The sequence below is a fragment of the Zongyangia acetica genome, from assembly GCF_038739695.1.
GTDB lineage: Bacteria > Bacillota > Clostridia > Oscillospirales > Ruminococcaceae > Zongyangia > Zongyangia gallinarum.
The window spans coordinates 145039-158939 of the sequence record NZ_JBBEWN010000005.1 but is presented as its reverse complement, the minus strand read 5'-3'; the positions used below and the strand labels follow the sequence as shown (position 1 = coordinate 158939).

The 13901-nt window shown below is 51.5% G+C and carries 16 protein-coding genes and 1 tRNA gene; 9 read left to right on the top strand and 8 right to left on the bottom strand.

The genetic code is table 11. From position 1 onward, the window contains the following. Positions 1-230: 230 nt before the first annotated feature. The 3 genes from WGC32_RS06430 to WGC32_RS06420 all read right to left on the bottom strand — a co-directional run bounded on the left by WGC32_RS06430 (position 231) and on the right by WGC32_RS06420 (position 1793). Positions 231-321 (bottom strand) — tRNA-Ser (locus WGC32_RS06430). A gap of 97 nt (positions 322-418) precedes the next feature. Then, on the bottom strand, positions 419-1399 hold the full coding sequence (locus WGC32_RS06425; RefSeq protein ID WP_342681088.1) for a lipid II:glycine glycyltransferase FemX: 981 nt from the start codon (positions 1397-1399) through the stop codon (positions 419-421). Positions 1400-1433: 34 nt separating this feature from the next. Next, positions 1434-1793: a hypothetical protein gene (locus WGC32_RS06420; protein WP_342681087.1), complete on the bottom strand. Its 360-nt coding sequence runs from the start codon at positions 1791-1793 to the stop codon at positions 1434-1436. 233 nt (positions 1794-2026) lie between these two features. Here WGC32_RS06420 and WGC32_RS06415 point away from each other — a divergent pair, with 233 nt between their 5' ends. Both WGC32_RS06415 and WGC32_RS06410 read left to right on the top strand, forming a co-directional pair. After that, positions 2027-2239: a helix-turn-helix domain-containing protein gene (locus tag WGC32_RS06415; RefSeq protein ID WP_342681086.1), complete on the top strand. Its 213-nt coding sequence runs from the start codon at positions 2027-2029 to the stop codon at positions 2237-2239. A 166-nt stretch (positions 2240-2405) separates the two neighbouring features. Beyond that, a complete protein-coding gene (locus WGC32_RS06410) occupies positions 2406-3323 on the top strand; it encodes a polysaccharide deacetylase family protein (protein ID WP_342681085.1) in 918 nt (305 codons plus the stop codon). A 111-nt stretch (positions 3324-3434) separates the two neighbouring features. Here WGC32_RS06410 and WGC32_RS06405 read toward each other — a convergent pair whose 3' ends face one another. Beyond that, a complete protein-coding gene (locus tag WGC32_RS06405) occupies positions 3435-3926 on the bottom strand; it encodes a deaminase (RefSeq protein WP_191509620.1) in 492 nt (163 codons plus the stop codon). A 177-nt stretch (positions 3927-4103) separates the two neighbouring features. On the opposite strand from WGC32_RS06405, the gene rsmA reads away from it, so the two are divergent. Both rsmA and WGC32_RS06395 read left to right on the top strand, forming a co-directional pair. Beyond that, positions 4104-4979: a 16S rRNA (adenine(1518)-N(6)/adenine(1519)-N(6))-dimethyltransferase RsmA gene (gene rsmA, locus WGC32_RS06400; protein WP_191482891.1), complete on the top strand. Its 876-nt coding sequence runs from the start codon at positions 4104-4106 to the stop codon at positions 4977-4979. Between the two features lie 28 nt (positions 4980-5007). Further along, the gene (locus WGC32_RS06395; protein WP_342681084.1) at positions 5008-5424 is read left to right on the top strand and encodes a nuclear transport factor 2 family protein; all 417 of its coding nucleotides are present in this window, start codon (positions 5008-5010) and stop codon (positions 5422-5424) included. A 339-nt stretch (positions 5425-5763) separates the two neighbouring features. Here the strand turns inward: WGC32_RS06395 and WGC32_RS06390 are convergent, their stop codons facing one another. Next, a complete protein-coding gene (locus WGC32_RS06390) occupies positions 5764-6951 on the bottom strand; it encodes a hypothetical protein (protein WP_342681083.1) in 1188 nt (395 codons plus the stop codon). 54 nt (positions 6952-7005) lie between these two features. Next, positions 7006-7671: an HD domain-containing protein gene (locus WGC32_RS06385; RefSeq protein ID WP_191482887.1), complete on the bottom strand. Its 666-nt coding sequence runs from the start codon at positions 7669-7671 to the stop codon at positions 7006-7008. A gap of 161 nt (positions 7672-7832) precedes the next feature. On the opposite strand from WGC32_RS06385, the gene WGC32_RS06380 reads away from it, so the two are divergent. The 5 genes from WGC32_RS06380 (at position 7833) to WGC32_RS06360 (ending at position 11903) form a co-directional block, all read left to right on the top strand. Further along, positions 7833-8615, top strand: a complete 783-nt coding sequence (locus tag WGC32_RS06380) for a type III pantothenate kinase (RefSeq protein WP_342681082.1) — start codon at positions 7833-7835, stop codon at positions 8613-8615. 61 nt (positions 8616-8676) lie between these two features. Beyond that, the gene (locus tag WGC32_RS06375; protein WP_342681081.1) at positions 8677-9300 is read left to right on the top strand and encodes an ECF transporter S component; all 624 of its coding nucleotides are present in this window, start codon (positions 8677-8679) and stop codon (positions 9298-9300) included. A 360-nt stretch (positions 9301-9660) separates the two neighbouring features. Next, positions 9661-10674, top strand: coding sequence for a 3-deoxy-7-phosphoheptulonate synthase (gene aroF, locus WGC32_RS06370; protein ID WP_342681080.1), 1014 nt, complete (start codon positions 9661-9663; stop codon positions 10672-10674). 104 nt (positions 10675-10778) lie between these two features. Next, the gene (trxA, locus tag WGC32_RS06365; RefSeq protein WP_191482883.1) at positions 10779-11093 is read left to right on the top strand and encodes a thioredoxin; all 315 of its coding nucleotides are present in this window, start codon (positions 10779-10781) and stop codon (positions 11091-11093) included. A 126-nt stretch (positions 11094-11219) separates the two neighbouring features. Then, entirely contained in the window at positions 11220-11903 is a 684-nt protein-coding gene (locus WGC32_RS06360) for a Crp/Fnr family transcriptional regulator (protein WP_342681079.1), read from the top strand. Between the two features lie 44 nt (positions 11904-11947). Here the strand turns inward: WGC32_RS06360 and WGC32_RS06355 are convergent, their stop codons facing one another. Next, on the bottom strand, positions 11948-12607 hold the full coding sequence (locus tag WGC32_RS06355; RefSeq protein WP_191482882.1) for a redox-sensing transcriptional repressor Rex: 660 nt from the start codon (positions 12605-12607) through the stop codon (positions 11948-11950). 14 nt (positions 12608-12621) lie between these two features. Next, positions 12622-13782, bottom strand: a complete 1161-nt coding sequence (locus WGC32_RS06350) for an isocitrate/isopropylmalate family dehydrogenase (RefSeq protein WP_342681078.1) — start codon at positions 13780-13782, stop codon at positions 12622-12624. Positions 13783-13901 lie beyond the last annotated feature (119 nt).

Below are 13901 nucleotides of genomic sequence, written 5' to 3'. Positions count from 1 at the left end.
TCGCGAATTGCTGACCGCAGGTCTGTCTGGCTGTTGCGAAATCGATAACCGCTACAAACTCGAGCGAAAAGGCAAAAAACCTGAGCCATATGAAAAAGACATTTTCGATGTAAGGGCTCTTACAGCCGAACAGGCGAGTCGAGCGTGCCCTTTTGCGGAAAAGGAGGAGCAAGGGAGCGGGCGCAAAAAAAGAAAAATCCAGAAACCCGCATGGTTACTGGATTTTTCGATGGCGGAGACGGTGGGATTCGAACCCACGTGCCTATCTCTAGACAAAACGATTTCGAGTCGTTCTCGTTACGACCACTTCGATACGTCTCCATGGTAATGGAAGTGGTTTATATTATACCAAATGTACGAATAAAATTCAACCAGAAATCGCCCTGCCTATTAACTTAAAGGCAGGGCGACACTAATATTATTTATGTAATGCGTGGAGCTGACTGGCCATCTTCCGATGAAGACCGCCCAACAATGTAAAGGCTCGATGCACGCTGGGCCGAAGCACATAATCAAAATCCCCAACCAGCTTTTCAATCCGGCCATTAAAAGATTTCTTGAACTGATAGATGCCGTAATAGCTGCTTTGGGGATCATCATGAAAGGGGATCCCCTGGAAATCGTAGGTATGGCATCTTGTTTCTATGGCCCATTGGATCATTTCCCACTGCATCAAATAATTGGGCATTACATTGCGATGCTCGTTAGAGGAGGCACCGTAGAGATAACAGGTTTTTCCGCCATAATTGATAGCAATGGCTCCCGAGATCGCCTGGCCATCGTAGTAACAGAGATACAGCCGTCCATTCAGTTGCATGCTATCCAAAATACGCTCAAAGTACGCCTGAGGCCGAGGGACAAAGCCATCCCGTTGGGCGGTAATTTCATAGAGACGATAAAACTCCCCAATATGAGATTTGTCCTGGACCAAGCATTGGACACCGTGACGCATGGCCAACCGGATATTATACCGGCATTTGCTGTGGAAGCTACTAAAGATTTCTTCCGCAGTTTTCCCAGTTAAATCCAAGACATAGTTAATCCGAGTCTGTACAGTGGTCAGATCCTTCTGATCGGGCTGGTAGCGAAATCCTAAATTGGTAAAAAGGGCAATCAACGCTTCATCGGTCTCTTCTGCATAGGGATCGATTTTCAGCAAAAAGGCATTGTGCTTTTTGGCCACCATCTGGACCCCTGTCATGAGATCTTCTAAAACCTCCGGTGCATCAGGGGAGCATAAAGGTCCTCTCGGCGCATAGAGAATGCTGGCACCCAGCAGTGGAATCCGCTTGGATAAGAGCATGACAGAGCCCACAATCTTCTGGGTATCCCGATCACGGCTCACAATGATGGAACAGCCCCAGTTGGACTTGACTTTAGCCCATTTGTAAGATTGCATAAAAGTACCCATAGGATGATGTATGACAAAATCTTCATATTCCATGAGATTTCTGGGATCGAGAAATTCCAAGGTGTGCATCCCCTTTCGGTTGATGTAAATGGAAAGAAGTAGGTATGTTCATCCGATCTATCCCAAAACTAATGCTCTGCTGGGGAAAGGACAAGGTTTGGCTGTTTTGGAAAAAAGATGGAATACCATGGAGATCGTTCCGTGACATTAGAAAAAATAAACGGACGGCAGCCATACTCGCTGCGGCCAGACAGCAAAGAGCGATGAATAGGGACACAACAGTAAAGGAGACAGCCAATATCCGGCGGAGCTTTCGCTTGTTCAGAAATTCTGGGTTATGGGAGAAAGGACGATTTTCTCTCAAGTTTTTCTGTGTTTCCATATTCGCCCCTCCTTTTGATAGATCATCTGTCAGTGATAGGGGAAGGACGTCGCTTGCTTTGAATTTTTAATTATTGGGTCTACACTTGTCGTCCTATTTAGTCTACACCCGTCGTCCTGGAAAGTCAATACTTTCCCCATGGATATTATAGTCCATATTTGGATAATATTCAATAGATGGAGCATATTTTATACTGATATTATAATGACTGTCACCGGGAGGCTGGTGGTGCAATGATTGTATATACACCGTTGTGGAAAACCATGAAGGAGAAAAATGTCACCACTTATACCCTGATCTCGAAATTCGGCATGAGCAGCCATACCGTTCACCGTCTGCGACATAATATGGGAATATCCACCCAGCTGATTAACGACCTATGCAGGATTCTCGACTGCCGGGTGGAGGATATTCTTCTCTATCAGCCTGACATTGATGAAAAATAAACGGCATTCACCGATTGATCTCGGAGGATGCCGTTGTTTCTTGAGGGGAAGGCTCTTTTTGCCTTGTCCGGCAGTAATGATTGCAGCTTCCCTGCAATATATTAGAAGCAGACCCGTCTGCATCTGGATGTTTTTCGCGGAGCAGACGAAAAGGGAGGCGGGCAAGATGATCTTCCCCAAAGTCATCCGGCTCCGACGCCGGGCGCTGGTAGCGGCTCTGGTGGTCACGGGCGGCATTTTTTTGGCGGGAGTTGCGGCGCTGCTGCATACTCCGGCGGCAGTATCCTCTTCGGCGGAGGGGGGAGAAGCCCCGGTAGAACTGCCCATTTTGATGTACCATCATGTCCTGAAATACGGCCAGCAGTTGGGCGCTTACACCATTACCCCGACGGAGTTTGAAAAGGACCTGCAGTATATCCAAAGCCATGGTTATACCACCATTGACACCGATGACCTCATCGGATATGTCTATCATGGGAAATCTCTTCCGGAAAAGCCCATTATGATTACCTTTGACGACGGCTACTACTCCAACTATTTTTATGCCTATCCGCTGCTCAAGAAATACAACATGAAGGCGGTGATCTCCATTATCGGTAAATACACCGATCTTTACAGCGAGCGGGGAGACCTGCATGTAAATTATTCCCATCTCAACTGGGATCAGCTGCTCTCTATGGAGAACACAGGAACGGCCGATATCCAAAACCACACCTATGATTTGCACACTACCGACCAGGGCCGTAAGGGGTGCAAGAAAAACTGGGGGGAAGGGGCTGAGGAATACAAGGCCATGCTCCGAGCGGATGTGGGAAAGCTGTCCGACCGGATTCGGGAGATGCTGGGCAAAGAGGCCACCTTTTTTGCCTATCCCTTCGGTTTTTATTGCGAAGAAACAGATGAGGCTCTCAAGGAGATGGGCTTTCTTGGCACCTTTTCTTCAGAGGAGGGGATCAATTATCTGACACGGGAACCAGACCAGCTGTTTCACCTTAAGCGCAACAACCGTCCCCACGACCTGACCAGCGAGGATTTTTTCGAAAAGGTAGAGAAACACCGGAAAAAGGATTCCAAATCCGCCTAAAAAGGAGCCGCCGGCATTTTGCCGGTGGCTCCTATACAATATTGTGCAGACAAAGGACAATTAGGATTTTTGCGCAAAAAAGGGACGCCCCAAAAGAGACGTCCCTCAGCATTAATAGCCCCGTTTCCCCTCGAGGGATTCGTCGTTCATGACCCACTCGTCATAAACATAGATGACCCGGAAATCCTCTGGAGTATCCCGGACCACCACGGTGCTGATACCGGCATTGATAATCATCCGCTTGCACATGGCACAGGGATTGGCCTCCTTGACCAGCTCCTTGGTGGCGTAGTCCCGGCCCACCAGATAGAGGGTGCTACCGATCATATCCGCCCGGGAGGCGGAGATAATGGCGTTTGCCTCTGCGTGGACCGACCGGCATAGCTCATACCGCTCCCCCCGGGGGATTCCTAGCTTTTCTCGGGTACAATAGCCCAGGTCACAACAGTTTTTCCGGCCCCGAGGGGCTCCCACATAGCCGGTGGAGATAATCTCGTCGTTTTTTACAATGATGGCGCCGAAATTCCTTCTGAGGCAGGTACCCCGTTCCAGCACCGTTTGGGCAATGTCCAGATAATAGTTGATCTTATCGCGTCGATTCATAGGTTTGCGCCTCCCCTGGGCTTTTTCTTTTATTGTAGTTGATTTGCCGGGGCGTTGCAATGGATTTTCCAGAATTTCATGAAATCCGGGAGAGTTTTGTCATAATCTACGAAACTATGCTATAATAGCTCTATGAAATCAGGGCATCAGCCCGGCGACTATGGGGGACCGCACTTTATGAGCAAGCTTTCCAATATCGGCACCATCAAGGACATTCTCAACCGTTATGGTTTTACCTTTTCCAAGGCCCTGGGGCAGAACTTCCTCATCAATCCCTCTGTCTGCCCTAGGATTGCCGAGCTGGGGGGAGCTAGGCCAGGCGCCGGCGTCATTGAGATTGGCTCCGGCATTGGGGTGCTCACCGAAGAGTTGGCACAGCGGGCGGATAAGGTGGTCTGCATCGAGCTGGATAGCCGGTTGATGCCGGTGCTGGATGAGACCCTGGCCGGGTATCACAATATCAAGATCATCAATGAAGATGTCCTCAAGGTGGATCTTCAAAAGCTTATCGCCGACGAATTTGCCGGTATGGAGGTGGCTGTCTGCGCCAACCTCCCCTATTACATCACCTCCCCCATCATTATGTCCCTGCTGGAGCAGCGCCTGCCCATCTCCTCGATCACCGTTATGGTACAGAAGGAGGCGGCGGTGCGCATCTGCGCCAAACCCGGCAGCCGGGAATGTGGGGCGCTGAGCCTGGCGGTGTCCTATTACAGTGAGCCGAAGCAGCTGTTTTCTGTCTCCCGAGGCAGCTTTATGCCCGCCCCGGAAGTGGACTCCGCTGTCATCCGGCTGGATGTGCGGAAGGAGCCTCCCATCCAGGTGAAGAGTGAGGATGTTCTGTTCCGGGTCATCCGGGCCGGGTTTTCCCAGCGGAGAAAAACCATCTGCAACTGCTTGGCTTCGGGGCTGGGGATATCCAAGGAGAAAGCGGCTCAGGCCTTGGAAGAAGCCAAAGTCAGCCCCCAGGCCCGGGCGGAAAAGCTGACGCTGGAGGAGTTTGGCCGGCTGGCGGACTGCCTGCGGGCTGAGCTTTCCGAAAAGGAACGATAATACTTTATTCAGGCGAAGGGGAAAACAGATGGAAGGACGGGAAGAGATCATCCGGCGCTGGTTTGCCATGTGGCTGGAGGGAAAAGATCAGGGAATTCGGGAGATTTTCGCGGAGGACTGCGTCTATGTGGAGAGCTGGGGCCCTATCTACCGCGGTGTGCAGGCGGTGGAGCACTGGTTTTCCGAGTGGAATACCCGGGGCAAGGTTGTGACCTGGGAGATCCGGCAGTTTTTCCACCAAGGGGATCAGACGGTGGTGGAATGGTACTTTCAGGACCAGATGAAGGACGGACGGGCTGAGAATTTTGACGGAGTTTCCCTCATCCGCTGGGAGAAGGACGGAAAGATTGGGGCGTTGAAGGAATTTGGCTGTAAACTCCCCCACTACGACCCCTATGAAACGGGAGAAAAGGCCCAGCTGCAAAATGAGGATATGTGGACATAAAAAAGCCGCCGCTTAAGCGGTGGCTTTTTTAATGAAATTCCAATAAACGTTTGGGCCATGTTCCAAAGCTTTGGCAATGGCCGACAGGGTGTGCAGAGAAAATTTTATCCCCATGTCATAAGCTTCGATATGGATTAAATAGATCCTGTCCATGGGAACCCTTTAGCTGATTTTCCCCATGAACCCCTCCAATTTACGATAATACGCAACATTTCATCCGATTTGCCAGATCATCTCTTCGATTTTCTTGCTAGTCTCACCCCATATATAATAGTTTAATATGTATAGGAAGTGATTTGATAACGGAGAAGACTTGCGCCCTCATAGTTATCGAATGTGTTATGACGCAGAGGAGCGGTATTTGAAAATCAGCACCACCACGGCCACCGAGGCAAGGACGAGATAGATGATGCTGCACAGGATAAACAGGAAGTTGTTGGCCTTTTGTTCTCCCTCCGCCTGGGCCGCAGGCAGTGCCGCCTCGTCGGAGAGGATGAGCTTCATCTGGTTTTCACCGCTGCCGCTGGTCAGGACCTGGGAGGAAGAGCTTTGGGAGCCGCTGCCATTATAGTAATTGTTGGTGATGGTGAAATACTGGGTCACCCTGTCGCCGGAGGTGGTCCGGCTGGAGGCGGAGGACTGATTGGTCAGATAAATGCCTTCCACATTATAGATGGGATCCTTTCTCTCTTCTTCTTCAGGGAGAGGATCGCCCCAGTTGAGGTATTCCCCTTCGAAATCTACCCGGGCCAGCCGCAGCCGGTTCTTGTGCCGGTTGGCAATGCTGCCGCCGTCACCGGTAGGAATTTCCTCGGCGTAGTTCATCTGCAGCCCGATGTACCGGGTACCGGTGGGGATGGGCAGATAAAGGGTGCAGTAGTAATAGGTCAGGGCAGATTCAGCGTTTAAGGACATCTGGCAGGAGGTAAAGTCGTAATCGATGGGATGATAACTCTCGTCGTCATCAGAGACTAAAACCTCCAGAAAGCTGTTGGTTAAGGTGTCTTTGATCTGGGAGAGAAAGGCGTCCTCATCGGGCAGAGGACAAAACACCCCGGCTCCATCCACCGCCATATAGAGCAGATACCCCTGATCCGGCGTGTTGAGGTAGAGGTTTCCATCCACAGGGCTGTAGGAAACGGGGAGGGTACCGTCCAAGTCGATATGTCCCTCCTCGTCGGAGGCGGAGGAGGCCAGCACATAATTGCCGTCTTCATTTTTCACAGCCAGCGGACAGGTAGGGGTATAAAAAGAGACGGTCAGCCGGTCCACGCCGGAAATGTGATAGACTGCGCTGGGCGCGCCACCGGTAAAATCGGCAGTGAGCACAGTTTTGTCCGGCGCATCAGGCCATCCAACTTCCTCCCCAAAGTCGGGATTTGTAATGCTCCAATTTTGGTAGGTGATAAATTCTGTGTTTTCGGCGCTTACACAATCGTCGAAAAATGTCGAAGATGCCGCTGCAAAAATACTCGTCGCCAGGGCGAGCAACGCCGCGGCGGCGAGTGTTCCCAATCTTTTCTTCATCTGTCATCCATCCATGTTGTCCTGCGCGGGGGATCCCCGCTCTTTTTACTTCGGTCAGAGCAGCCGCACGCCGTTGATGGAAAGCTCAAAGGTTACCTTCAGAAATTCCGCCGCCTTTTTGCATAAAAGCATCCGATTCAGGAAAATCTCAAAATAGTCCATCACCGCGCAGATAGAGGTGTCAATGCTAATATCCAGGCTGACAGTCTTTTGGGCGCCGTCAATGGTAAAGCTGGAATCCTCTACCGCGTAGTTGACCCTGTCGTGGATATCAAAGGTCAGCATATCCCGGTTGCGGACCCGGGAGCGGCGCACATCGGTCTTGTCGGCCAGGATCAACGCCGCGGCAACGGCGTTCACCGGAACCGCCGTTCCCTCGTCGTGGTTGCCGATGGCGGTGATGATGGTGGCGATTTCTTCCGGGGGCATCTCCATGTGATCCAGGATCCGGAAGGCCATAACGGCGCCGCTCTGGGCATGATCCACCCGATTGATGAGATTCCCAATATCGTGCATATAGCCGGCGATTTCCGCAAGCTCTGCCATGCGTTTTTCGTAACCCAGAGCCAGAAGGATATCCCTGGCATAAACGGCACAGCGGGTTACATGAGCAAAGCTGTGCTCGGTGTAGCCAAGTTGAGAGAGTACCTCGTCTGCTTTGGCGATGTAGGTTTTGATTTCTTCATTGTTTTTGATGTCTTGGAAGGTAATCTGTTTCATAAATCCTCCTGGTAGCGGTTCATTTTTATTATACACGATAGAAAGCAAAATAAAACAAGATATTGCGTGTTTCTTCCACTTTTTTGGGCGGAAAACCAGTTGCCACAGGGAAGAAAACAGGTTATACTGGGCTTGACAGAAGAAAGAAGGGAGGCAGCCCGATGATACTCGCACTTTGCGCGGAAAACACTGTGATTTCCATCGGCGGATACGAGAAGGGAATCCGGCAGTTTGCCCTGTCCCTGGCCGCAGACACACATCTGACAGAAGATCAGTATACAGCGGCCATTGGCCAGATGCTGGGTTTTTACGGTCCGACCGGAAGAAAGTGGGAAGGCGGGATTTTATCATCGGTGGTGCCAAAGCTTACAGAAGTGCTCCGGGGTGCCCTCTCCCGCCTTTGTAAGGGGAAGGTGTATCTGGTTTCCCCAGGGCTGAAAACGGGGCTTTCTATCAAGTCCCAAGACCCATCCATGTTTGGCAGTGACATTGTGTGCACCTGCGCGGCGGCTGTCCGGAAGTATCCAGCACCCTGCGTGGTCATCGACATGGGGACAGCTACCACCTTTTCAGCCATTGATGCCCATGGAGCCCTCATCGGAAAGGCCATCTTCCCAGGAGCGGAAATCTCCCTGGAAGCTCTTTCCCAACGAGCGGCCCTCCTTCCGGCGGCTGCCATGGGGGAGCCGGGGGAACTGATTGCCACCGGCACCATGGATGCCATGCGCTCCGGCCTTATCTATGGTTATGCCAGCATGGTAGATGGGATGTCCGCTAGGTTCTGTGAGCAGCTGGGAGAAGGAACCACCCTGGTGGCTACCGGCGCCCTTTCCAAAGCTATCGTGCCCTATTGCCGGGCGAAGATCACCCTGGATGAGCACCTGGCTCTGGATGGATTATACCACATTTACTGTAAAAACGCCCCTCATTCTGTCAGGGAGTAAGTTTCCCAAACAATAGCGCCGTATCCGTGACAAGGCGGAGCGGCAGCAAGGAGGAATGGCGATGCAAGCTAATGAAAGAACGAGAAAAATGGTGCAGCTTTCCCTGCTCATAGCGCTGGAAGTGGTGCTGGCGCTGACCCCCTTGGGCTTTGTTCCCTTGGGCTTTACCAGAGCAACCACCATGCACATCCCGGTAATTATCGGGGCAATTTTAATGGGTCCCATGCAGGGCGGTATTTTAGGCGGTGTCTTCGGACTGTGCAGCCTGCTCACCAACACCTTTTCCCCAACACCTACATCCTTTGTCTTCACCCCGTTTTTTAGCCTCGGAGACATGAACGGCAATTTCTGGAGCCTGGTCATTTGTTTTGTGCCCCGTATCCTTATCGGCGTGGTGGCGGGATACCTTTACCGTGCCATTGCGGGAAAGGGAAAGCACCAGCTGGTGGGAACGGCGGTCAGCGCCGCTGTAGCCTCTATCATCAACACAGGTCTGGTTATGGGAGGCATCTATGTGTTTTTCGGCGAAAGCTACGCCGCGGCCAAGGAGATCCCCTTTGACACCCTGTTTAGCGTGATTATGGGTGTAGTGGGCATCAACGGTGTGCCGGAGGCTATCATCGCCGTCATCATTGTCACAGCTATTATTAAACCCCTGCGCAAGGCGTTTGGCGGGGCAAAATGACACGATTTTCTAGTCCTATTATAAAAAGAATGGGACAAAATAACAAGTGGAATTAATAATTGGAAGATAGAACTTGACAAACGCTTTAAAGTGGTATACTATAAAAGCAAAAGAAACAGGAGGAACACCATGAGATACACCCTTTGCAGCACAAGCGCGTATACCTACTGGTATTACCTGAGCTATTTTTTTGGCGCGGGTTTGTTGTGCTGCGAAGATAACCAGTTCCCCCTCCAACAGAGGTAATATCGGGACACCCGATAAAAAGGCCGGTACTTTCGCAGAGAGTACCGGCCTTTTGTTATTTTTCCAGAGTTAGAAATAGCTTCAGCCCAAGATACGGCAGAAAGGACATTTGTTATGATTATCATCCTCAAAGAAAAGGCGGCCCCTCAAAAAGTACAGCAGCTCATCCAGGATATGGAGGCCCAGGGCCTGAGTATCCACCAGTCTCAGGGCGTGAACACCACCCTGCTTGGTATTGTCGGAGATACCAGTAAGGTGGATATCGAGAAAATTCAGGCCCTGGATGTGGTAGCCCAGGTCAAACGCATCCAGGAGCCCTACAAAAGCGCCAACCGGAAATTCCACCCCCAGGATACTGTCATTGACATCCGGGGAAAGAAAATTGGCGGAGGACATTTTCAGGTGGCGGCAGGCCCCTGTTCGGTGGAAAGCAGGGAACAGCTGATGACCATCGCCGACCAGGTCAAAGACGCGGGCGCTGGAATCCTCAGAGGCGGTGCTTTCAAACCACGCACCTCCCCCTATGCCTTTCAGGGGCTCGGAGCCCAGGGAATCGAGCTGCTCAAGGAGGCAAGGGAGCGCACAGGGATGCCCATTGTCACCGAGATCATGAACATTGGACATCTTCCTTTGTTTGAGGATGTAGATGTGATTCAGGTGGGGGCCCGGAATATGCAAAACTTTGAGCTGCTTAAAGAGCTGGGACATATCGACAAGCCCATCCTTCTCAAACGGGGGTTGGCGAACACCCTGGAGGAACTGCTCATGAGCGCCGAATACATCATGTCCGGCGGCAATGAAAAGGTGATCCTCTGCGAGCGGGGCATCCGTACCTTTGAAACTTCCACCCGCAACACCCTGGATATTTCCGCGATTCCTATGCTCAAGAAAAAATCCCATCTCCCGGTGGTGGTGGATCCCAGCCATGCCTCCGGCATTGTCTGGATGGTGGAGCCCCTTTCTATGGCGGCCATTGCGGCGGGAGCTGATGGCCTTATCATCGAGGTCCACAACTGTCCGGAAAAGGCCCTTTCTGATGGCGCCCAATCCCTGCGCCCTGAGCAGTTTATTCCAATCATGGACAAAATCAAAAAGACGGCGGTTTTCTTCGGGAAAACTATGGAATAAAGAAAATGTGATCAAGTTACAGAATAAAATACTGCCATTGTATATAATAAGGCCGTAAGAACAACAGCACCCCATACACAAATAGGATAAGGAGGCTTTTTATAATGGCAGTACATACTTTAACCAAAGAAAATTTTGAAAGAGAGGCAGTAAGCGCCCCTGAAACTGTGCTCATCGACTTCTGGGCTCCCTGGTGTGGTCCCTGCCGCATGGTTTCCCCCATTGTAGATGAGGTGGCCGAAGAAGTAGAAGGCAGGGTCAAGGTGGCCAAGGTAAATGTGGATGAACAGCCGGAGCTTGCACAGCGTTTTCAGGTTATGAGCATCCCCACCCTGGTGGTGATGAAAAAGGGAAAGGTCGTATCCACCTCTGTGGGTGTGAAAAGCAAAAATGCAATTCTGAATATGGTTTCGGAATAAACGTTGACAGTTTCCCGGTGAAATCATACAATAGAAGAAAAGCGGTGAAAAGATAACCGCCAAAACAAAAGCTCTGCACCCATTCGGGTGCAGAGCTTCCATTGTTTCACAGCGGAGGTGGCGCAGGTGATAACCGAAGAAAAAGATTCCCTATTTATGGAGGAAGCCCTGCCCTTTTGGAAAAAACTGACCCGGCAGCAACAGGATATCCTTTTGCGGGAAACCCGGCCCCAGCACTTTCATAAGGGGGACCGCCTCCATGCGGGGAATGCAGACTGTTCCGGCGTCTATCTGCTCCAGAGCGGGCAGGTGCGCACCTTTATCATCTCAGAAACCGGCCGGGAAATCACCCTGTTTCGTCTGTTTCAGCGGGATATCTGTGTTTTCTCAGCTTCCTGCATGATGCCCAATATCAATTTTGAGGTCTATATTGACGCCGAGCGGGATACGGATGCGCTGCTTATCCCTACCGGGATTTATCGGACATTATCGGAAGCCTCCCCAGTGGTGAAGGAGTACACGGCACAGCTTGTGGCCAGCCGGTTTTCCGACGTCATGTGGATTCTGGAGCAAGCTTTATTTTCCAGCTTTGACAAGCGGCTGGCGGCTTTTTTGCTGGAGCAGTCCAACATCGAGGAAAGTGAGCTTCTGCACATTACCCATGAAGAGATCGCCCGGCATCTGGGTTCCGCCCGGGAGGTGGTCACCCGGATGCTCAAGGTGTTTCAGAGCGAAGAGATAGTAAAGCTTTCCCGGGGCGGTATTCAGATCCTTTCCCGCCGCCGGCTGGAAGAGTTGGCAAATAGATAGTTTCATTTAATAAAAAGAACAGCCGCCACTGGCGGCTGTTCTTTTTATTTCGTTTCTTTTTTATCCTGATCCAATACCTCGTTCACCCGATAACATAGGGTCATAAGGCTGTCGCCCAAATGGACATTTTCTACAACGATATTGTCATAATCCAGGGCGAGATCATAGTGGGAGAAATTCCAGAAACCGCGGATTCCCAGCTCCACCAGGTTGTCGGCAATCTCCTGGGCGGAATTTTTGGGAATACAGAGCATAGCGACCTTAGGGTGCCGCTGTCGGCAGAAATCCGGAAGGGTATCGGCATGAGAAACCCGGATACCCCGGATAGTCTGGCCAATAATCCCCGGGCTTACGTCAAAGATACCGATGAGGTTGAAGCCTCGGGTATCAAAAGACATATGGGAGGCGATAGCCCGCCCCAAGTTACCAGCGCCCAGCAGAATGATGTCCAGACCTCTGTCAATTCCCAGGATAGAGCCGATTTCCTTATGCAGCGCCTCCACATTGTAGCCATAGCCCTGCTGGCCAAATCCGCCGAAACAGTTAAGATCCTGACGAATCTGAGAAGCAGTGACCCCCATCTTTTGGGAGAGCTCTCTGGAAGAAATGCGGTGGACGCCATTTTTGAGAAGATCACCTAGAAAGCGGTAATACCGGGGCAGCCTGCGGATGACAGACAGCGAGACATTTTCATGCTTAGCCATGGTTGCGCCGCCTTTTAAAGTTTCTGGGTGGTTTCCATGACATAGTCGCCGAATTCCTTACAGGTGGCGCCGTTGTCACGGCCGGTAATCACATATTTCTTTTCTTCATACATGCAGATATCCAGAGCTTTCTCCAGCTTGTCAGCCTCTTTCTGATAGCCGATGTGGGAGAGAAGCATAACAGCGGCCCGGAGCATGGAACAGGGATCGGCGTATTTGTCACGGCCCTCTGCGACCATCCGGGGAGCGGAGCCGTGGATGGCCTCAAACATGGCGTAGTGGTTGCCCAGGTTTGCGCTGCCGGCAGTGCCGACGCCGCCCTGGAACTCCGCCGCCTCGTCGGTGATGATATCGCCGTAGAGGTTGGGGAGGATGAACACCTTAAAGTCTCTCCGGCGCTTTTCATCGATGAGCTTGGCGGTGGTGATGTCGATATACCAGTCGTCAGTGACGATATCAGGATACTCTTTGCCGATCTCTTGGCAAATCTTCAGGAATTTGCCGTCGGTAGTCTTGACCACGTTGGCCTTGGTGATGATGGAAACTTTGCCCTTGTTGTTATTTCGGGCGTATTCATAGGCAAGTCTGGCAATGCGCTCGGTGCCCTGGGTGGTGGTGACAGTGAAGTCAAAAGCCAGGTCATCGTCTACATTGAGGCCGCAGGAACCCAGAGTGTAAGCACCCTCGGTATTTTCACGGAAGAAGGTCCAGTCGATCCCCTTGTCCGGCACCTTAACAGGGCGGACGTTGGCGAACAGATCCAGTTCTTTTCTCATGGCTACGTTGGCGCTTTCAATGTTGGGCCAGGGATCGCCGGCTCTGGGCGTGGTGGTCGGGCCTTTGAGGATGACGTCGCACTTTTTCAGTTCGGCCAGCACATCGTCGGGAATGGCTTTGTTGGCTTTGACCCGGTTTTCAATGGTCAGGCCGTCAATAACCTTAAATTCAATCCGCCCTTTTTTGACCTCGTCCTGGAGCAGGTACTCCAGAACCCGATGTGCCTCGTTTGTGATGACAGGTCCGATGCCATCGCCGCCGCAGACGCCGATGACAATTTTGTCGAGCTTGGTGTAATCTACGGCGCCGGTGTCCGCCTTCATCCGGGCCACACGGGCCAGCTGGTTTTCAATGAGGGCTTTGTATTTTTCCAAGGCCGCTTCAATTTTCTTATCCATGTGATTCCCTGCTTTCTATTTCCAAATTTACGGCGGCATTCTGCTGCCGCCTGATCGCGCTGCCGCGCGTGTATGGCTTTTTTATATGTGCAGCTATGACACAAACAAAACGGGATTGG